At 54.1% G+C, this 20,558-nt stretch carries 19 protein-coding genes and 1 tRNA gene; 10 read left to right on the forward strand and 10 right to left on the reverse strand.

Annotated elements, in window-relative coordinates; genetic code table 11:
- The first annotated feature begins 74 nt into the window (after positions 1–74).
- The 4 genes from LKO31_RS01160 (at position 75) to LKO31_RS01175 (ending at position 2,137) form a co-directional block, all read left to right on the forward strand.
- Positions 75–647, forward strand: coding sequence for a CinA family protein (locus LKO31_RS01160; RefSeq protein WP_227688240.1), 573 nt, complete (start codon positions 75–77; stop codon positions 645–647).
- 1 nt (position 648) lies between these two features.
- On the forward strand, positions 649–1,164 hold the full coding sequence (locus tag LKO31_RS01165) for a hypothetical protein (RefSeq protein WP_227688241.1): 516 nt from the start codon (positions 649–651) through the stop codon (positions 1,162–1,164).
- Positions 1,164–1,652, forward strand: a complete 489-nt coding sequence (locus tag LKO31_RS01170; protein WP_227688242.1) for a DUF421 domain-containing protein — start codon at positions 1,164–1,166, stop codon at positions 1,650–1,652. The genes LKO31_RS01165 and LKO31_RS01170 overlap by 1 nt, the downstream gene beginning before the upstream one ends.
- A gap of 299 nt (positions 1,653–1,951) precedes the next feature.
- Positions 1,952–2,137, forward strand: a complete 186-nt coding sequence (locus tag LKO31_RS01175) for a hypothetical protein (protein ID WP_227688243.1) — start codon at positions 1,952–1,954, stop codon at positions 2,135–2,137.
- Positions 2,138–2,259: 122 nt separating this feature from the next.
- On the opposite strand, the gene LKO31_RS01180 is transcribed toward LKO31_RS01175, so the two are convergent.
- The 5 genes from LKO31_RS01180 to LKO31_RS01200 all read right to left on the reverse strand — a co-directional run bounded on the left by LKO31_RS01180 (position 2,260) and on the right by LKO31_RS01200 (position 9,206).
- Positions 2,260–3,153 (reverse strand): iron-containing redox enzyme family protein, encoded by an 894-nt coding sequence (locus tag LKO31_RS01180; protein ID WP_227688244.1) that lies wholly within the window; start codon positions 3,151–3,153, stop codon positions 2,260–2,262.
- A gap of 478 nt (positions 3,154–3,631) precedes the next feature.
- A complete protein-coding gene (gene pdeM / locus LKO31_RS01185) occupies positions 3,632–4,279 on the reverse strand; it encodes a ligase-associated DNA damage response endonuclease PdeM (RefSeq protein ID WP_227688245.1) in 648 nt (215 codons plus the stop codon).
- A 3-nt stretch (positions 4,280–4,282) separates the two neighbouring features.
- Positions 4,283–6,682, reverse strand: coding sequence for a ligase-associated DNA damage response DEXH box helicase (locus LKO31_RS01190; protein ID WP_227688246.1), 2,400 nt, complete (start codon positions 6,680–6,682; stop codon positions 4,283–4,285).
- Positions 6,679–8,223, reverse strand: coding sequence for a cisplatin damage response ATP-dependent DNA ligase (locus LKO31_RS01195; protein WP_227688247.1), 1,545 nt, complete (start codon positions 8,221–8,223; stop codon positions 6,679–6,681). Before LKO31_RS01195 ends, LKO31_RS01190 begins: the two co-directional genes overlap by 4 nt.
- Positions 8,220–9,206 carry a ligase-associated DNA damage response exonuclease gene (locus LKO31_RS01200; protein WP_227688248.1) on the reverse strand — a complete coding sequence of 329 codons (987 nt, stop codon included), beginning with the start codon at positions 9,204–9,206 and terminating at the stop codon, positions 8,220–8,222. Before LKO31_RS01200 ends, LKO31_RS01195 begins: the two co-directional genes overlap by 4 nt.
- A 285-nt stretch (positions 9,207–9,491) precedes the next feature.
- Between LKO31_RS01200 and LKO31_RS14925 the strand changes: the two genes are divergently transcribed.
- From LKO31_RS14925 to LKO31_RS01215, 4 genes are all read left to right on the forward strand, one after another.
- Positions 9,492–9,578: an ArdC family protein gene (locus tag LKO31_RS14925; RefSeq protein WP_265104505.1), complete on the forward strand. Its 87-nt coding sequence runs from the start codon at positions 9,492–9,494 to the stop codon at positions 9,576–9,578.
- Positions 9,578–9,712, forward strand: coding sequence for an ArdC-like ssDNA-binding domain-containing protein (locus LKO31_RS15140; RefSeq protein ID WP_407699222.1), 135 nt, complete (start codon positions 9,578–9,580; stop codon positions 9,710–9,712). Before LKO31_RS14925 ends, LKO31_RS15140 begins: the two co-directional genes overlap by 1 nt.
- 401 nt (positions 9,713–10,113) lie before the next feature.
- The gene (locus LKO31_RS01210) at positions 10,114–14,376 is read left to right on the forward strand and encodes an autotransporter outer membrane beta-barrel domain-containing protein (protein WP_227688249.1); all 4,263 of its coding nucleotides are present in this window, start codon (positions 10,114–10,116) and stop codon (positions 14,374–14,376) included.
- A gap of 336 nt (positions 14,377–14,712) precedes the next feature.
- Positions 14,713–14,934 (forward strand): helix-turn-helix transcriptional regulator, encoded by a 222-nt coding sequence (locus tag LKO31_RS01215; protein WP_227688295.1) that lies wholly within the window; start codon positions 14,713–14,715, stop codon positions 14,932–14,934.
- 553 nt (positions 14,935–15,487) lie between these two features.
- On the opposite strand, the gene LKO31_RS01220 is transcribed toward LKO31_RS01215, so the two are convergent.
- The 4 genes from LKO31_RS01220 to LKO31_RS01235 all read right to left on the reverse strand — a co-directional run bounded on the left by LKO31_RS01220 (position 15,488) and on the right by LKO31_RS01235 (position 16,908).
- Positions 15,488–15,850, reverse strand: coding sequence for a phage integrase central domain-containing protein (locus tag LKO31_RS01220; protein ID WP_227688250.1), 363 nt, complete (start codon positions 15,848–15,850; stop codon positions 15,488–15,490).
- Positions 15,819–16,238, reverse strand: coding sequence for an Arm DNA-binding domain-containing protein (locus LKO31_RS15145; protein WP_227688296.1), 420 nt, complete (start codon positions 16,236–16,238; stop codon positions 15,819–15,821). The genes LKO31_RS01220 and LKO31_RS15145 overlap by 32 nt, the downstream gene beginning before the upstream one ends.
- A 144-nt stretch (positions 16,239–16,382) precedes the next feature.
- Positions 16,383–16,458: transfer RNA gene (locus LKO31_RS01230), tRNA-Ile, on the reverse strand.
- A 177-nt stretch (positions 16,459–16,635) separates the two neighbouring features.
- Positions 16,636–16,908, reverse strand: a complete 273-nt coding sequence (locus LKO31_RS01235; protein WP_227688251.1) for a hypothetical protein — start codon at positions 16,906–16,908, stop codon at positions 16,636–16,638.
- Positions 16,909–17,381: 473 nt separating this feature from the next.
- Here LKO31_RS01235 and ettA point away from each other — a divergent pair, with 473 nt between their 5' ends.
- Together ettA and LKO31_RS01245 are read left to right on the forward strand one after the other, a co-directional pair.
- Positions 17,382–19,061 (forward strand): energy-dependent translational throttle protein EttA, encoded by a 1,680-nt coding sequence (gene ettA / locus LKO31_RS01240; RefSeq protein ID WP_227688252.1) that lies wholly within the window; start codon positions 17,382–17,384, stop codon positions 19,059–19,061.
- Positions 19,062–19,095: 34 nt separating this feature from the next.
- A complete protein-coding gene (locus tag LKO31_RS01245; protein WP_227688253.1) occupies positions 19,096–19,533 on the forward strand; it encodes a PaaI family thioesterase in 438 nt (145 codons plus the stop codon).
- 36 nt (positions 19,534–19,569) lie between these two features.
- On the opposite strand, the gene LKO31_RS01250 is transcribed toward LKO31_RS01245, so the two are convergent.
- Entirely contained in the window at positions 19,570–20,343 is a 774-nt protein-coding gene (locus tag LKO31_RS01250) for a DUF899 family protein (RefSeq protein ID WP_227688254.1), read from the reverse strand.
- Between the last annotated feature and the right edge of the window lie 215 nt (positions 20,344–20,558).

Consider the following 20,558-nt stretch of genomic DNA (forward strand, 5'->3'; position numbering starts at 1 on the left):
CGGCCACCTGCCGCCCCAGCCCGACATGCCGTGGTACAATCGGAACTGGCCGAGGGCGGGCGCGTTTGCTTCACATGCTGTCCCACGAACTCGAATGCGACGCGGAGACACTCGCGCCTGCGCTTCCAGACACCTTAATCGGTGAGGCAATCGCGCTGCTAAAAGACGCGGGGCGAGCAGGCTTGAAACTGGCGACGGCGGAAAGCTGCACCGGTGGATTGCTTTCTTCGCTGCTGACGGATGTTGAGGGCACCAGCCATGTTTTTGATCGTGGCTTCGTAACATACAGCAAGCGGTCCAAATGTGACTTGCTGGGTGTGCCAGCGGGAATGATCCGTTGGCATGGCGATGTCAGTGAGGAAGTCGCAAGAGCAATGGCATGGGGGGCCCTGCAGCGATCTGACGCGACCGTTGCTTTTGCGATCACTGGCTTCACGGGCAAAGCTGGTCCCACCCAAGAGGCTGGTCTTGTGCACATGGCCTGCGTCACAGAAGGCGGCTATTGTGATCATCAGCTATACCGTTTTGGCGATATTGGCCGAGGGGCGACTAGGGTCGCGGCATTGCAGGCCGCAATCCACCACTTACGCGTAGCCGTTCGGCATCCAGACTTGCCCTCTAAATCACATCCAGCGCGGACAGTCTAAGATGATGTCACCGCCGCCAGATGGTATCAGTGCGGATGCGCTAGATGTGCAAAAGGGATTTGCCAATCCGTTGCCCTTGCTTCTGTTGACGCTGCTGATGATCGCTGGCCTCATGGGTTTGATGGGTGGTAACCCGTCACCCAAACAAGGGGTTGAAAACCAACGTCTGAAATTTTCCATTCACAGCCCCACTATTGTTCGCAGTGGCTTGGCCTTTGAGACCCAACTTACCGTGCATGCGAAGCGACCCATTCATCAATTGTCGCTGAGCGTTTCCGATGAATTGTGGCGGGACATGACTATCAACACCATGATCCCTAGCGCGACAGAGGAAGCATATCGTGATGGGGCGCATCATTTTACTTTCTCCGATCTTCCGCCAGGCGGCCAGTTTCAATTTAAAGTCGATGGCCAGATAAATCCCCCACTCATAGGAAAGGTTCGCGGACCGATCATCGTGTGGGACGGTCCAACGAAACTCGCGGAAATTGATTTTCAGACAATGGTACTGCCCTGATGGATATTATTCTGCGCGCAACCGTGATGTTCTTTATCATGTATCTGCTATTGCGGTTACTGGGTAAACGAGAACTGACGCAGGTCACCCCATTCGAATTGGTTCTGTTGATCGTGATGGGCGACCTTGTTCAGCAAGGCATTACGCACAATGATTTAAGTCTGACCGGTTCAACCCTTGCAATCAGTACCATCGCCTTTTGGGCGTTGGCATTAAGCTGGACTACCTATCTTTCCCCTTGGGCCGAACGAGTGTTGGATGGCGTGCCTCGTGTCCTCATTCAAAATGGTCAGATCGTATCACCAAACATGCGGCGGGACCGCATCACGCGTGCAGAGTTGGAAACAGAGATGAGAATGGCTGGCATCGCCAAAATTTCTGATGTGGCTTATGCCATCATGGAGCCTCATGGAAAAATCAGTTTCATTCGTTCCGATGGGGATCAATCTGCGTCGCTTGAAAAAGACGATGACGCCGCAATTTCATGATGCTTGATGAATTATTTATGTTAATATTCTATTTTTAATAATATTTTTCTAATTATGAGCGAAATTTCTTCTAAGAATATAAAAAATATATGACTATCTGTCTTTAAAATAAGTCGCCTCATCGTTTGTTTTAAATTATGATATTTTTATTATTTGGCTTAAATGCTCGTATTTTTGAATGTATATTAATTTATTTGAACATTAAGCCCATTTCAGACAAATATTCCAAAGGAACAAGGGGGGGAGGGTCTCCGTTGATCTTATGTCCGCTTTTGGACAGATGATGAAGGAGAATGGACATGGGAAATCAAAACCAAACCAATAATCCCAATCAAAATGGACAGCAGTCTGACAAGCGTCAGCAGTCTGACGAAGCAAGGTCGCAGATGGATCAGGCAAACCAGCCGAGCTCACAAAATCGCTCGCAGGAACAGGCTGAAAATTCCAACCGCCAAAATCAGAATCGTGACAATCAAAACCGATAAGGTGATTTCACAAAGCTGATAATCAAAGAGGGCCGTGTCATATGACGCGGCCCTCTTTGATTCCGGACTTCGAAAACGAATAGACAATTTGGATGCGCTTAAATCTCCAGCTTCGAAACGGTTTAACACACGCCAAGCTCATAGCGATATCGATCAAAACAACGCTCTCCGCAGCGTAGGCGGATCAAGGCACCTTCCGCGATGGCCTTTGCTCTTGCGGGGTCTTCTTCGATTGCGGGCAAAATCACTTCTCTATTCCAATCAGCGCTATGCTTGATGTCCAAATGAGCGTGCAGGTCGAAATAGCGCCGTTGATGGGCGTTCAAACCTATGCGCTTCAATCCTTTGGCAACCAATATAGCGCGGGTCGGCGCGGTCAGCTCAATAACGCCCAGCGCACCGACGCTATGCCAGGCATATCGCCGCGTGGTGGCCATGGCGGTCATGGCATTGGCCAATGCCAGACTTTCCCAAACGGTGTTTTGAATAGAGACGTTGATGTTCAAAGCATCAGACACGGTTTCCAGCATGGGCCCATGCATGCCTTGCTCGCGACCGCGTCCCATTTCATCCCAATAATTGCATGCCATTTCCAACTTGGGACGAAGCGGAAGCTTCACCTGGGTCATGGCGACCAAATCGTCAAACCCTGCTTCCCCCGCAGCTTCTTGTTCCATGAACCATCGAAAGTCATCGAAGTCAGCGGTTTCTGCTAACCAATCGAACAGGCTGTCATTCTGTCCGGGACCGCTAGCCTTTAAGTCTTCGAACCAAGATATAAAATTAGCCGGATGGGAAGGGGCGTCTGCCGCCAGTTCGGATATCTCGTGACGAAGTTCTTCGATGAAGCCGCCTTCCAGCCGCAGCATCCGCTGGTCATGTTCCATCGAACGCTGCCAGTCTGGGTCTGGCAAGCTGGGCGCCAAGCGAAGGCTATTCCATCGCGCTAACCCCTGTTGGAAAACGTCCGTTAAAAACTGAGAGTCCCGGGGTGGATGTTTTATGTTGAGCGCCATCGTGCATCCCTTTCCTGTTTGTTATATACAACAGACGTCAGGGACAGTTTCACGTTCCGAGTTTGGTCCGACAATTTGCACGACTAAGGGCCCAGATACACATATTTTTATATTCAATAGCCTGACTGAAAAGTTCCAACTTGTATCAGCGAAGAAATGAAGTTGTTATCCAAAGTTTCCTGTCAGGATATAGTCATAATCTACGCCTTGGTCGGGAGAGGGTTAAGATTAACCCCGACTTCTCGACTAGTTTGATAGCTTTGAGTTTCTCTGATGGATCTTCCATTCGTCGCCTTCCCCATCACCCATCACCCACCATGCTTTTTTGAGCAGGTAGTTCTCCAAGGGCAGGTCGGTTACGCATTCTTTCGTCGCTAGGTTTGATCGCAGTTGCGTCGATGATTTGAGGGAGTGGAGATGGCTTTTCCGTTTCATCGACACTGGCGACGCTGCGTGAGTATGTCTTGCGCATGGATTGCTATGTCTGCGGCAGCGGTGCGGCGAAGATTTGGCGACCACATAGCAACGCAAAGCCTTGGCGCGCCCATGGGTGAAATGTTTTATCGTTAATATCTAAACCGCCCGTATAGGCACCAAAGGCTGGTAAAACCAAATGGCGCTTGGTGACGATGAAGCAACGCCATCTTTTGCCAGCAATTTGCATAACGGGATGGTAATGGCCTGATATATCCGGGCCTTCGCCGCGCATATGGCGGAAATTTAGGCGGTCACAAAGGTCCATGCTGACCCGCCCGCCTAAAAAACTCGCCTCGGCTGTCATGGGGTCGTGGTTACCGGTGATCCACAGGCTGTCGATCCGCGAAATCATTTGTTCGATGCGAGCGCGATGTTCGGGGCGAAGTGCAAGCCTAGCGTGATCGTCGTCAAAACTATCACCCAGAAATATCAACCGCTTGGGTTCTACTGCGGTCAATTCTTCCTGCAATCGGTCCAACGTGTCCTGTGTCTCATAAGGCGGCAATAGGCCACGGTCACGGCGGGCATATCGTTCCGATTTTCCCAAATGCAGGTCTGCCACGACCAACCATTCGCGGTCCGGCCAATAGAGCGCGCCGGATGGCCGTGCGATCAAGCTTTCGCCGCAAAAATGAAATTCATGGCCCATGCGTCAAACCCCGTTAAATATGTCGGAGATGCCCGATTGCTGCATCAGATCATCGGCCATGCGCCGTGCCAATTCTTCACTGCCTTCGCCAAATAACCGCACACGCCCAAATTCCATCAGCAAGGGCGCGGCGAGGGGCGACACACGATCCAGACGGACCAGCTTTATTTCCGGAAAATCATCGACCATTTTGCTGAGGCGGTCCCATTCCGCTAGGCTATTACGGGCATCCCTAGCGGCCGCGCGCAGCAGCAGATGATGGGGTTCATGTTTGCGCAGCGTATCGTAAAGAATGTCGCTGGAGAAGGCCGTTTGCTTGCCGGTTTTTCGGCTGCCCATATGGTTGCGGTGGATCAAACCCGCGATCATCGCCACAGCGCGAAAGCTGCGGCGATATAGCGACGTGTTGGCCAGCCAATTTTCCAAGGCTGGGTCCATATCTTGTAACCGAAATAGGTCTGACAAATCGGTAGCAGGATGAAGCGAGGTGAGCAGCAACGCGTGATCGACCGCCAGAAAACCAAGCGGTGCTAGGCCTGCCTCCTCCATCCGGTGGGTGAGCAATATACCCAAGGTTTGATGCGCATTTTTTCCAGCGAAGCCGTAAATCACCAAATGTTCGCGTTTTTTATATCGAAAGGCTTCGCACAATAATTGTTTGGCTTTTGGCAGGCTGCTGACCTTGGCTTGCAGCACAAGCCATTGCTGAACGGCGTTCGGCAGGCCGGTCCAGCTTTCGGGTGCCGCCAACTTGTGGAAGACCCGCTGGGATAATTGAACGGAAGACGCCATGGTTTGCCCGCCATAGACCGCGATTTTTGGATTTTTGTCGGCTTGCGGGGTTACTTCGAGGGTTAATTCCTGTGTGCGATCATAACGCAGCGTTTTTCCGCCTAGCAAAAATGTGTCTCCAGGCGTCAACTGGGCGGCGAAGCTTTCCTCGACCTCGCCCAAATAGCGCCTGCTGCGTCCGTGGGTGCGGACTTTCATCATATCGCGTGCAATGATGGTTCCGCTATTCATGCGAATGGCGCGCGCGGTGCGGGGATCGCGCAGCTGCCACTGGCCGTTTCGCTGAACTAAACGCTGCCAATTTTCATAATGGCGCAGCACATAACCGCCGGTTGCGGCATAATCTAAACAATCATTGAAATCGGTGCGGCTTAGGTCGCGATAGGGACCGGTGCTGATAATTTGATCGTAAACAACATCGGCGTCGAAAGGCCCTGCGCAGGCGATGAGGAGTATATGTTGGCAAAGCACGTCTAGCGGCCCATTGGCGCGCGGTTCTCCGTCAAGTTCGCCGTCCATTACCGCCTCTATAGCAGCGGTGCATTCAATCACGTCAAAGCGGTTGGTAGGCAGCAAGCGCGCGCGGCTTGGTTGATTATATTGGTGATTGGCGCGGCCTATGCGTTGAACCAAGCGTTTGATTTGTCGCGGATTGCCGACTTGGATCACCAAATCCACATTGCCCCAATCAAGCCCCAAATCCAAACTGGCGGTGGCCACAACCGCGCGCAATTCGCCCGCACTCATCGCTTGCTCAACCCGCTCTCGCTGCTCACGCGACAGGGAACCGTGATGCAATGCAATGGGCAGATGATCGTCATTCACCAGCCATAGGGCTTGGAAAAACAGCTCGGCCTGCGCGCGGGTGTTCAGGAAAATAATAACCGATCGCGCTTCCTTCACCGCGACCAGCACATCTTGCACAGCATAGCGCCCATTCTGGCCAGACCATGGTGGCGGTTGGTTGGTGGGGAGCAGGGCAATGTCGGGCTTTGGTCCATCGGGAGCGCGCACAATTTGCGCACCGCCCATGAAGTCGGCCAGTTGCCGCGGCGCTTCGGTGGTGGCGGATAGGCCGATGATTATGGCATTCGGCGCCCAGCTGGTGATGCGCGATAAGCACAGCATCAATTGATCGCCGCGTTTGCTTTCGGCCAAGGCGTGGAGTTCGTCGATCACGATGCGCTGAAGCGATTCAAACATCCACGGTCCACGCGGATCGCTGATGAGCAGCGCCAAGCTTTCTGGCGTGGTCAGCAACATATGCGGTGGCTTGGATTTTTGCCGTGCGCGACGGCTGGCTTTGGTGTCGCCCGTGCGCTGATCGACGGCAATTTTCAGGCCCATTTCGGCGATCGGCCGCGACAGGTTGCGGGCCACATCGGACGCCAAGGCCTTGAGCGGCGAGATATAGAGGGTGTGCAGGCCCGCGGTAGGATTCTGGTACAGATCGACGAGGCTGGGCAGAAAACCGGCCAAAGTTTTCCCGCCTCCGGTCGGAGCGATCAGCAATTGTGAGCCTTTCGCGTTCAGCAGTTCCAACTGAAAGGGGTGCGGGGTCCAACCGTGCGCTGTGAACCAATTTTGGAAAATCGGCGGCAGGTCCGTCATAACAATGCTTCTAACGCGCTCAGATGATCGGCCTCGGCGGCCGGTTTATCCCAGCGGATACGGGATATGCGGGGAAAGCGCATGGCGACGCCGGATTTGTGGCGGCTCGATTTGTTCAGCCCTTCAAAGGCTACCTCGACCACCAATTCGGGTTTCAAACGGCGGACAGGGCCAAAGCGTTCGACGGTGTTTTTGCGCACAAATTTGTCCAGTTGCCGCAGTTCTTCGTCGGTGAAGCCGAAATAGGCTTTACCGACGGGCACCAACTCCTCATCCCTCCACACGCCAAAGGTGAAGTCGCTGTGAAATCCTGATCTTTTGCCATGGCCTGTCTGTGCGTAAAGGAGCACGGCGTCGATCAACATCGGGTCGCGCTTCCATTTAAACCATGGTCCGCGTGGCCGCCCGCCAACATATCTGCTCGCGCTATTTTTAATCATCACGCCTTCGATGACAGACAATGGTGGATCTGCGCGAAGGTCCGCCAAATCCTGCCATGTCGTTACCGATAACAGCGGTGACACATCCATGGCGGGGGAAGGGAAGGTGATGCTGTCCAGCTTTGCCCGCCTAGCTGATAAAGGCTCGCTTCGCCAATCCTTGCCCTGCCAAATCAGCATATCATAAACGCGCAAATATGCTGGAAATTCCGCCATCATCGTGCGGCTGACACTTTTGCGGCCCAAGCGGCGCTGCAAATCGGCGAAGGGAGCGATCTGTCCTTCACGGCCAACCAGCAATTCGCCGTCCAATGTGCCGTCGAAATCCATCAGTTCGATGGCATCGGGGAAGGCCGCGCTAATATCGTCGCCTGTGCGGGTATAGACGCGCTTGACGCCTTGGTCGCTGACCAGTTGCACACGAATGCCGTCCCATTTCCACTCGCATTGATAATCGGCGATGGGCAGCTTTTCCAATTCCTCCAAGTTGGTGGGGGTGGACAGCATGACTGGACGAAAGGGTGCCTGATGGTCCGGCGTCGGTGCGTTCTCCCCCGCCAGCCATGCGAACAGATCAAGATAGGGCGGAGACAGAGCGTGCCAAATCTCCTCAATTTCCGGCAGCGTCGGATCACTCATTTGCGCCAATATGGTGCGGGCCAGTCGCGCGGATAAGCCCAGCCGCAAATTGCCTGTGCCCAGTTTCAGAACGGCCAAGCGGCTGTTTTTGTCGAGCTGATCTAGCAGCGCCGCAATTTCTTGCCCGTTGCGGCTGCTGCTTTGTAAAACGCCGACCGCATCGGTCAGGCTGATGTCGCGGTTTGCGCTTGGCTCCGGCCATAAAAGCGCAATAGTCTCGGCCAAATCCCCGACGAAATCATAGGATATGTCGAACAATTCGCTGTCCACGCGCTCTGCAATCATACGGCGAAGCAGGGCAGGTCCAATATTCCGCAATTCCAATTGGCCGGTAATCGCTGCCAAAGCCCATCCACGGTCTGGATCAGGGGTGTCCTGCAGATAGTGACGCAAAATCTGCATCTTGGCGTTGCGGCCGTTGGTGAAGGCAAGCCGTTCGAGCAACGTGGCAAAGGCCTTCACTGGTCCTCCTCCTCATATCCCACCAATCGCAGTGGACGCGCAGGACGTTGGGTCAGTTCGCACCAGCGCAGCAATCCGGCTTCGGATCCATGGGTAATCCACACTTCCTCTGGCGACACATCGTCGATGGTTTGGATTAACTGCGGCCAATCGCAATGATCGGAAATCACTAGCGGCAATTCAACGCGGCGCTGACGCGCGCGAGCGCGGACGCCCATCCACCCCGAAGCGTAGCCGATCACCGGATCGCGAAAGCGATGCACCCATGGTGTTGAAAAAGCGGAAGGCGGGGCAAGGCAAAGGCGCGGCCCGCTAACGCCATCGACATGCACCAATTCGCCCAGATCCACGCCTTGTTCGATATGATAATCGGTCAAACGTTTGAGCGCGCCATGCATCCCAATAGGTGCGTCATAGCCAGCTTGGCGCAGCAGGCGGATCAACCGTTGGCTTTTGCCCAAGGCATAGCCGCCGATCAGATGCGGGCGATCCGGAAATTCCTCCATACTCGCAATGACTTTGCGGATTTCCTCCACGGGGTCCGGGTGACGGAAAACGGGAATGCCAAAAGTCGCCTCAGTGATGAAGATCTCGCACTCCAAGGGGGTGAAGGGCGGGCATATGTCGTTGGGCGTGCGCGTATAATCGCCTGACACTATGATACGCGGGCCTATTTTCGGGATCAGCCTTATTTGGCAGCTTCCCAAAATATGGCCTGCGGGATGGAAACTGACGGATATATCGCCGATCTCGATCTCACCCTCTGCCACTTGGCGGTGGGTGGTGAAATCTTCGCCATAGCGTATGGCCATAATCTCTAGGGTTTGCTGGCTAGCCAGTACATGGCGATGGCCCGCACGGGCATGATCGGCATGGGCGTGGGTGATGAGTGCGCGTTCGACAGGACGGACGGGGTCGATATAAAAATCGCCCAACGGGCAATATAGCCCCTCTGGTCGCGGAAACAGAATAGTGTCAGCCAAAGCTGTGTCGCGCTTTGCTATCATCTGTAAGCAAAGCGTGAGTAATGGAGTTGGTTCCCTATTATGACTAAATTGCCGCAAAGAATTCCATCGAGATAGTCGGACTAGCTGGCGGATGATCAGATCGTGCGCCTCCGGTCTTATTTAACCTAGAGACATGACCTTAAGCATGTCGACACTCGGCGGGTTTTGAGCGAGACCATCTTGGTCAGCGTGGCTGGCTTATTTCGCGGGCAGCCATGGGATCGCAATGCTTGCGGATGCAGCATGCCGCAAAATACAGAAATGTCCCGCCGCTATTCTGGGATCAACATGCTGATCCTTTGGGCCGAGGTAATCCCCAAAGCCTATAGCACACACAGCGCCGATTGATGTGCCGGCAGGCGGAGGCCGCTGGCGGCAATGTCAGGCGCGGTGAGAAGGCCAGCGTCATTTGCTATGCGTATCGCCTCACACCAAAGTCTGAGAAAGAAGCGGCAAGGAGCGATGATCGCGAAGCGCAGTAAGTGCGCTTTTTAAGCCCTTTACGATTTTCAACACCGATCAATGCGAGGGCGTGCCCCAAGACGATACAGCGCTATAGGCGAGCCCCAATCCTCCACTAGCCATCCCAGAAGCTAGCCGCGACCACTGACCGCACTCAGGTGGTAGCAACTCCCGCTCTTGCGCTCGACAAATTCCATCGACACTTGACGGCTCCTCAGGCCGCATTTCGAACCAAAACAAGGAGGGTGGGAATCATTTTTGTCAAAAACTAATCAAGCGTAATTCTTTGGTGATCATTTTGATTTCCATTGTCGTTTTTTTTAAGAATATTTAATGGAATATAAAGATTTCATCCAAGATAAGCAGCTCAATTATTCTACCAAGTGATGGATCTATCATGCAGAATTATAAAGAAAAATTGATGAAACCTAATAAGTCGCAATATAAAATCGCGCTGAGCTTAGGCGTGGCATTGACTACATTGCTTGCCGGAGGCCATGCTGCGGCCTTCCAAACTAACCCGACATGGCAGGGCAACGTCAGCAACGATTGGAGCGATGGATTAAATTGGTCAACTGGTACTGCGCCGACAGCAGGCAACACGGTCTTTATCAAACATGATACGGCGGTGGTACCGGGACCTGTGATTGATAATGAGACGGTCACAACAGGCACGCTTTATGTGGGCTCGCAGACTAATGCCACGCTTGATGTTCAAAATGGCGGTCAGTTGACGTCTGCCAGCGTTATTATCGGCAACAGCACCAACAATGGCGGCGTGCAGGATATTAATTTAGAAGTCGGCACGATCAATCTCGTTGGATTGAATTCCGATAACAGGCCGTCAAGCCTGACAGCCGATTTTCTGACCATTGGCCTATATGGCAACGGCACGCTGGATATTTCGGCGGGTGCGCAGGCTGATGTAACTGCAAGCACGACGCTTGGGATGCACGCCGGTTCTGAAGGCAGGCTTGAAGTCGGCGGTGCGAATAGCAACTTTACCGGTAAAGATCTCATCATCGGCGCTTCTGGCCAGGGCGTTCTAAATGTCACCGCCGGCGGACAAGTGGAATCGACCAGCGCCGCGCTGGGGATCAACACTGGCTCCACCGGCACGGCAAATCTGACCGGCGCTGATGCGCAATGGACCATCTCGGGTTCGCTCAATGTTGGTCAGGCGGGTGCAGGTGAATTGATTATTGCTGGCGGCGCTGCCGTTTCGGCTGGCGGCGTGGTGAATGTCGGAGCGTCTGCCGCAGGGGGCACGCTGAGCCTTTCCGGCGCCGATAGCAGCCTTACTGCCACCGGCATCGTCTCTATCGGTACCAATGGCATCGGCACCGCAACCGTTTCCAATGGCGCAACGCTGACAGCACAAAATGCCAATGGCATTTTCATTGGCCGCTTTGCAGGCTCCAACGGCACGCTGAACATCGGTGCCGCAGCGGGTAATCCCGCCGCTGCCGCTGGCCAGATTGATGCCTTGGGCGGCATTCGCTTTGGTCAGGGTTCAGGGCGTCTTGTGCTGAACCACACCGATACAGATTATCAACTAACTGCTCCGATTTCCGGCAATGGCGCCGTGGATGTTTATGCTGGAACGACCGTCTTTGGCGGGAATAGCGCAAACTATTCTGGAAGCCTGACAATATATGGCGGCAAGGCCGTGCTGGCGGGAACAACAGCGGCGGCGAGCACGACGATCAATGACGGCGGCGTGTTGCAGATCGGCAATGGCGGCACCACGGGTTCGCTGAACAGCAATATTAGCAACGCGGGCCTGCTGGTTTTCAATCGCTCGGATGCGCTGACCCATAATCGTGATATTTCCGGTGCTGGCGATGTGATGGTGGCGGGCGGTGTGATTACATTCACCGGTATGAACAGCTATACTGGCGCGACCGATATTGCGTCGGGCGCAACTTTGGCGCTGAGCAATCAGGGCCGTGTTAGCGCGTCCAGCGGCGTGACGGTGGACGGAACTTTTGATGTTACGGCTGCATCGTCTGCGCAGATCAAGGATCTGGGCGGCAGCGGCACGGTGATCGTCGGCAATGCGGGTCTGCAAATTTCAAATGCATCGCAAATTTTCTCCGGTAACATCACCGGAAATGGCGGCCTCAACGTCACCGGCGGCGTGCTGACGCTGACCGGCTCGAGCGATTTCACAAATGGTTTGGGCATCAGTAGCGGTGCAACCGTGAATATTGGCGGCGGCGGTTCGACCGGTTCGATCACTTCCAATGTGACCAACTATGGCACCGTTGTTTTTGATCGTGCGGATGATGTGACCTATGCTGGCGCTATCACCGGTGTCGGAATCATCACCAAAGCGAGTGAGAATATCACCTCCTTCTCCGGCTCCGTAGCTGGCACACAGATTAATGTAGAAGAAGGCACGGCACAGTTTCTGTCCACGGTCAGGGGCAATGCGAATATCAGCGCAGGCGCGCTGATGCAGTTCGCCAATCCCGGCTCCATGACCTACCAAGGCGGCCTGAGCGGCACCGGCGCAGTTCAGAAAACCGGTACGGGCATTTTGACCTTCTCGGGTGACAGCAGCGCCTTTGCAGGCGAAACGACGATTTCCGCTGGTACATTGTTGCTGACGGGTGCGCTCGACGGCGATATCATGATCGAAACAGATGGCACCTTGCAGGTCGGCAATGGCATCATCAATGGCAGCTTGCTGGCCGATACGCAAAATGATGGCACGCTGATTTTCAATCAGACTGGTGATTATGATTATGAAGGCGCCCTGTCTGGTTCGGGCGACCTGATTAAGCAGGGCGCAGGCACGTTGATCCTTTCGGGCGATTATAGCTATACGGGTTCGACCATCGTTAAGGCCGGTTTGGTGCAGCTGAATGCCCTGCTGGATGTGGATACAGATTTGGTGATCGACGGTGGAATCTTCGATCTGAGCGGGCAGGATCAGCAGGTTGCAGGTCTGAGCGGCACGGGCGGTACGCTGCAGCTTGGTGGAAGCGCATTCACGGTCATGCAAAGCGAAGACAGCAGCTTTGCCGGCAATCTCACCGGCACAGGCGAATTGGTGAAGGGCGGCCTAGGTAGGCTGAACCTCACCGGAACCAACAGCTTTACCGGCCAGGTCGATATCAATGCTGGTCTTCTAGCCGTGAATGGAGTGCTGCTCGGCAGCATTGATGTGAATAATGGCGGCACATTGGGCGGCACCGGCAGTGTTGGCAATCTGATCGTGCGCGCAGGCGGCACTGTTGCTCCTGGCAACTCCATTGGCACCTTGAATGTGGAGGGTGACATTCTGTTTGAAGCAGGTTCGCTGTTCGAAGTGGAAGTAGAAGCAGCTGGCAATAATGACCGGATCAACGCAACCGGCACGGCCACCATCGAAGGCGCCAATATTTCGGTACTCGCCGCCGCTGGCAATTATCGCTGGATCAGCGACTATGTCATTCTGACGGCGGAGGACGGCGTGACCGGAACCTTCGCTGACCCTAACATTGACCCACTGCTGTTTCTCGACACCTTCTTGAGCTATGGTAGCAATGATGTGACCCTGACGCTGGTTCGCAATGATCGCAGCTTTGAAAGCGTGGCTCTCACCCCCAATCAGCAGAGCGTCGCCGCGGCTCTTGATGCAAGCAATCCGCTGGGCGGCCTCTACCGATCCGTTGCCGGACAGGTGGATGAGGCAGGGGCTGTGCAGGCTTTTGATGCACTGTCGGGCGAGCTTTGGGCGACTACCGGCACCTTCATGGTGGATCGCACTCGCCGTATCGGTGAAATGGTGATCGGCCGTATGGGCCAGGCGGATACGATCAGCCAGACACTATCCAATTCGGGCAGCGCAGCGCGCGAAACGGCGAGCGGACGCACCGGCATCTGGGGCCAGGCACTGGGAAGCTGGAACCGCGTAAAGAGCGATGGCAATGCCTCTGGTGCATCGCAGAGCAGCTATGGTTTCCTGACCGGTATCGATACCGCGATTGGCGATTGGCGTCTGGGTCTGGCCTTTGGCCATGGTGAAGACAAGGTGCAACTGGATCGCCGAGGCAATCAAGCCAAGGCAACCGGTTCCACCATCGCCGCTTATGCTGGCGGCGGCTGGGGCAATCTGCGGGCTCGTCTGGGCGGCTCCTATGGCTGGCTGGATGTAAAAGGCACGCGCAACATAGCCTTCCCAGGCTTTTCGGAAGATGTTGCAGCCAGCTATGATGGCAAGACCGTATCCGCTTTTGCTGAGCTGAGCTATGCTACATTGCTGGGCGAATCCCTGATCGAGCCATTCGCCGGCGTTAATCATGTTCGCGTGAAAACGGATGGTTTTGCCGAAAGCGGCGCCGAATTGTCGCAGCTCACCATTGATAGCCAGAAGCGGGACGTGACCTATACCACTTTGGGTCTTCGCATGGGTATGGCGATCCCAGTTTCCAATCAGGCGGTGATCACACCGCGTGTTTCGGCCGCGTGGCTGCGCGGATTTGGCGATCTGGCGGCCGATGGCCGTCATCGCCTTGCCACCGGCGAAACCTTCTCGATCCAAGGTCTGCCCGCCACGCGTAACGCCCTGCGTTTAGAAGCAGGCGCGCAGGCCAATATCATGCCCGGCGGCTCGCTTGGCCTTTCCTATGTGGGTAATGTGGCAGATCGTTGGAGCGACCATGGCCTGACCCTCGGTTTCTCATACAGTTTCTAATTCACTGGTATATATTTGCTCTAAACCGCCTCGCCACATGGTGAGGCGGTTTTTTCTGCATCTGGTAGCCTAGCGAGAGCGGGTCCAATACCTGGGAGGGCGCATATGTCATAGCCTCACTGCTTTCGTCATTTTTGAGTGGGGACAAGGTTTTCAGCGTTATTTGAGGATAAAAACAGAAAATCAATATATTATCAATCAAAGTTAAACTACGCTGAGCTGCGCCGTCCGCCGTCATTATTTGAGCTGTATATGATAAATTTCAATCCAGCGAGGCCGCTGGGCCCGTCACACAATGTCGCACCATCCCATAATGGACAGGAAGTGATGAACAACATGGAGCCAAAAGGAAAAAGATCGCCGAACAGACAGTCTGCTACGTATGAAGATGGTGCGCCAACGCACCCGCCTGTCGCCGGCCACAATTATCGACGTGAAGCCGCCGGCACATTTCCATCCCGCGTTCGCATCGGAGAAAGGTCAGTCGCTTGGTATAAAAGCGATATTGACGATTTCGTAGCCGTCGGTGGCCATTATAGGCAGGAAGAATTTAATTAGTCCGGAAATGCTGAGGTGGGGGCATAACTGCAATTATAATATCAGCCCAAGTCTGGGCTAGTAGGCGACGGGGTTTCAAGTAACGAGCGCCATTATATGCCCATTCCGTGGCTGACATGCCTTTTGGAACATGGGAAAGCATCATATCGATAATCATGCGGTCGCCATCTGCTTCCCGTTCCGCGGCGCGTTCATTCATGATGGTAGAAAATGCGGACCACCAACTATGAAGAACCATACGGTACTTATACCTTCCACCGCTCATTCGCTTATACAAAGTCGATAAAGCGGCATCACTCATCGGTTCGCGCCAAGTTCTGTTGCTAGGAAATATATAGGCCGAGTGGCCAGCCAGTACTTTTAGCGCTCGCAATACCTCCGCAGCTTGACGAGACAAGAGCACGTCATGGCCAAACGCTGCATTCCCTTTGTCCTCAACCTCCCATTCCATTCGCTTTGCAGATATTAGCAATAGAGCTTCAGGTACGCCACCATCTGGCGTTTGCCAATCAACGCCACTTATCTCATCCCACGTGGCCGCGCGAAGCACGCCTCAGCGCACGGCGGTAAGTGCTAAAGACCGCGAGGCTAGCTTAACGCGCACGTCTGACGTAGAACTCTCCACAGCCCATTGTAATTCAATAAGATCTGATACGTTGGTCAGTGTGGGCTGTTTGCTACCGATCGGCGCCAGCTTCACAGCATCGCCGATATCATTGATCGAAAGCACCATCTCAGAACTAACCAATTGCTCGGCTTTAGCGCGGCGAAAAATGGAAACGATATAGCCCTTCACTCGCTTTGCCGTTTCTATGGATCCACGCTGTTCAATTTTGCGAAGCACTTTAAGCACCGCTTGCGGCGTGACTAGGGAAATCGGTGTGTTACCGATCGCCAGATAAAGGTCGCGCTCCAAGCGAAGCGGATGCGCTCAGAATGGCTAGGAGACCATTGGGGGGCGTTATCAGTGGCAATGTTGGGGCCTCAACCGCCAAATCTGAGGCTTTAGCAGATCGCATTTCATGCGGGGGATTCCGGCCGTCGCGTATCAAAGCACGAGCCTCATCACGTTTGGCGCGAGCGTCCGCGAGACTGTCCTCGGGGAACAAGCCAAAGGTCATGCGTTGTTCATTACCTCGGACGCGATATTTAAATCGCCAGCTCTTGCGTCCAGTAGGCAAGATATAGAGGTAGAGCCCCAATGATCGCTTAGTTGATAAGCTTTGTCGCGAGGCTTCGCATTTTTCAACTCTGCCACGGTTACGACCACAACCGAATCTCCCACCTAGTTCCGGTCTCCCCATTTCAGGAATTAGTTTCCCCAATGGTTTCCCCAAATACTATGGGCTAGAATGAAGTTGAATGAGCAGAATAGGAAGATGAAAGCGAAAATTTGGTAGATTTTCGTCGTTTATGAGTTGAAATGGAAGTTAAAATTTAGGGAGGGGTGGTGGGCCCGGCAGGAATCGAACCCGCAACCTAGCCGTTATGAGCGGCCAGCTCTAACCGTTGAGCTACAGGCCCCCGAAGGGATGAGGCGGCGATAGCGGAGCGGGGGGAGGGTTGGCAAGCGTCAAAGCGCCCTGATGCAATTGTTTTTCTGGCCGCCGCACCCGCATCGAAACGACAGGCACAAAAAAGGCGGCCACCAATTAGTGACCGCCTCTTTGATTTCAGTCAAACGTCCCGAAGGACTAAGACTTACTTTGCAGCTTCGGTAGCAGCAGCTTCTGCACCAGCAGCAGCGGTCGTCGCAGCAGCAGCAGCGTCGGTAGCAGCAGCTTCTGCACCAGCAGCAGCAGCAGCAGCGTCGGTAGCAGCAGCTTCTGCACCAGCAGCAGCAGCTTCAGCGCCTTCTTCAGCAACCGTTTCGGTTACAGCAGCTTCAGGTGCAGCTTCTTCTGCAGCCTTTTCACCGCAAGCGGCGAGGGCGAACATGCTAGCAGCAACGGCGATAGCAGCAAATTTCTTCATGATCTGTGGGCTCCCTAAAATGCCTAACGCAGTGGGAATTTTTCCCGATCTACGCAGCGGCGGGATTTAGACCTTCCAAAAAAATCGTCAACAAAAATAATTGAGATGACGCATCTCATCGTAAACATGACGAAAATCTGCGCTATTTTTAACCAGCATTCGTCCCGCTGGGACCGGAATTGATGAAAGAATCATATCAAAATATTGCCAGTGATGGCGCAGCGGCCGCAAATCACCCGCAATCGAACACAGACTCAGCGGCGTTTTGGCCATGAACGACGGCACCAGATCCAGCCGATATAGCCATTCGCGATCCTGCCTTTTGAGGCCAGCCGCAGCACGCAACCTTTAAGCTGTGACGGACAGGGTTGGGCTTTGTTTGCAATCTCTATCTGCTTTCGCTAACCGCGCAGCAAACCTATATCCTTTTTTATGGCCGCGCGTTGCGGCTCAGTGATTGTCCGGAGCATTTCATGGCCGCCCAATATAGTTTTGTGATGAAGGGTATGACCAAATCATATCCCGGTGCGCAGAAACCCACGTTGAACAATATCAACCTGCAATTTTATCCCGACGCCAAAATTGGTATTGTTGGGCCAAACGGCACGGGTAAGTCGACCTTGATGAAAGTCATGGCGGGCATCGACAAGGATTTCAGCGGCGAAGCATGGCCTGGTGAAAATATCACTGTCGGTTATTTGGCGCAGGAGCCTGAACTGGACCCGACGAAAACGGTAAAAGAAAATGTGATGGACGGCGTGCGTCCCGTCGCGGACATGATGGACCGTTTCAATGAAATCAGCACCTTGATGGCTGATCCGCCAGCCGACGCCGATTTCGACGCCTTGATGACCGAAATGGGCGAACTGCAAGAAAAGATTGACGCGGTTGATGGTTGGACGCTGGACAACCAGCTGGAAATTGCGATGGAAGCCCTGCGTTGCCCCCCCGGTGACTGGAGCGTGGAAAGTCTGTCTGGCGGTGAAAAACGCCGTATCGCGCTGACCCGTTTGTTGCTGGAAAAGCCTTCCATTCTGCTGCTTGACGAACCGACCAACCATTTGGACGCCGAAAGCGTCGCGTGGCTGGAAAAGCATCTGGTGGATTACCCCGGCAACGTCATTCTCGTGACCCACGATCGTTATTTCTTGGACAATGTCGTGAACTGGATCCTCGAACTCGATCGCAGCCGCTATTTTGTCTATGAAGGCAATTATTCGACCTATCTGGAAAAGAAGGCGAAGCGTCTGGAACAAGAGTCGCGCGAAGAAGCTGGCCGTCAAAAGGCCATCCGCGACGAATTGGAATGGATCCGCCAATCGCCCAAGGCGCGTCAAGCCAAGTCAAAGGCGCGTATTAAGTCATTTGATCAATTGGTCGAAGCACAAGAAAACCGCACCCCTGGCAAGGCCCAGATCGTTATCCAAGTTCCCGAGCGTCTGGGCGGCAAGGTGATCGAGGTCGAGGGTATCTCCAAAAGCTATGGCGACAAGCTGTTGTTCGAAGACCTGTCCTTCACGCTGCCCCCCGGCGGCATTGTCGGCGTTATTGGTCCGAACGGTGCGGGTAAATCGACCTTGTTCAAGCTGATTACCGGTCAGGAACAGCCCGATAGCGGCGTCGTGACCATCGGCGATACCGTGCGTCTGGGCTATGTGGACCAAAGCCGCGACGCGCTGGATCCCAATAAAAACGTCTGGGAAGAAATTTCGGGCGGTCATGAATTGATGCCGATCGGCAAGCATGAAATGCAAACCCGCGCTTATGTGGGGGCCTTTAACTTCAAGGGCGGCGACCAACAGAAAAAGGTTGGCATGTTGTCGGGCGGTGAACGCAACCGTGTTCACATGGCCAAAATGTTGAAAAATGGTGGCAACGTGTTGCTGCTCGACGAACCGACCAACGATTTGGACACCGAAACGCTGGCGGCTTTGGAAGAAGCTTTGGAAAACTTCGCAGGCTGCGCCGTGGTCATTAGCCACGACCGCTTCTTCCTCGACCGTCTGGCAACCCATATCCTGGCCTTTGAAGGCGACAGCCATGTTGAGTGGTTTGAAGGCAATTTCGAAGCCTATGAAGCGGACAAGATCCGCCGCTTGGGCGACGAAGCAACCCGTCCGGGTCGCACCACCTATAAAAAGCTGACGCGTTAACAAGAGACGTCAAATAATAATGATGGGGGAATATATGGTCGCAATAAGCTCACAGGCCCTTCGCATGGATGCGGACGCGCTGAATGAATTATTTGTCCGTTTATTCCCCCATCAATCTATGCACCAAACCAATCGGGTGATCACCGTTGAGCCCGGTTTTCTGGTCGCCGAAATGGAAACAGACAAAGCGCATCTTCGCCCCGGTGCGTTGATTTCCGGCCCCACGCAAATGGGCTTTGCGGATATGGCCGCCTATATGCTGGTGTTGGCACATATTGGTCCGGTGGAAATGGCCGTGACCAGCGCGCTCAATTATCAATTTCTGCGTCCTTGCCCGCCCGCCACATTAACCGCAAAATCGGAATTGTTGCGCCTTGGCAAACGCTTGGCGGTTATGGACGTTCGCTTGTATAGCGGCGATGACCCGCGGGCCATTGGCCAAGCCAATGTGACCTATGCCATTCCCGGCTGAGTCAATATTTTTCTTCCAGTCCCGTGACGGGCAATCCTAGCCTACATCATAGACTGGGCGGGGCCAGCGCCCCGATGCGGCGTCCGGTCGCGGATTTTGGTCGGTGGGCAGTGTGAAATAGTCGCGAACAGGCTGGCGCTGCGGTATGCGGCCAGATGGCGTTAAATCCAGCATCATCCACAGGCTGGACATGTCAAACATTTCCGATGGTGTGTCGGCGTCATCCGCCATATTCGCGCCTATCTCATTCTTCCAGAACAAGCGGATGTCTGGGCCACAGCGTTTGAAAATCATTACGCTGGGGCAGAAATTCCCATCCTCGCCGCGCAAATTTAACCTGCTGATAAAATGATCATCCTGAATTTGCACAATTTGCATTGCTTGCCATTGGTGATGCTCGGCGAAATTGGCGACATCGGCGGCGGGCGCACAAGAGACTAGCGCAAATTGGGCATGGGCACGCAGCGCATCCAAATTGCCCTGCAAACCTGCCAAAAAATGATAGCATAAAGGGGCAGGGCCCAAGCTGCCGAAGTCACAGGCATATAAAATTAGCGTGTCGCTGTCGCCAAACAGGCGGCTCAGCGACGAATAGCCATGGTCGGCCTTGCGAAATATATGATCATCCACCAGTGGCCCTGCCGGTAGCGCGCGGCGAAGCTCGGCAATTTGGGCGATCTGGCGGCGCAGGTGGATTTCCTCGACCAATAAGGCGCGGCGAGATTTGGCATATATTTCATCCTCGCCAGCCAAGGGGCGACGGCGTGACGCCAAAGCAGGGGCCGAGAGGGGGAGGTTGTGATGGGGCATCTCTGTCTCCTCTGTCCAAGAGGAAACACGCACAAGCCGCGATAGTTCACGTAAAAAATCATCGACCGCAAATTTCACACGCCATGTCTTGCCGGATGGCGGCTATCCGACACAATTAGCCCGAATGCATGGAGCAAATTGGTACGAAGTAGCCCCTTAAAAAAATGCCCCATGTTGGGTAACATGGGGCATTTTATGGGTATATGTTCCGTTAC

The sequence above is a fragment of the Sphingopyxis yananensis genome (assembly GCF_020687785.1).
In the GTDB taxonomy this organism is placed as follows: domain Bacteria; phylum Pseudomonadota; class Alphaproteobacteria; order Sphingomonadales; family Sphingomonadaceae; genus Sphingopyxis; species Sphingopyxis yananensis.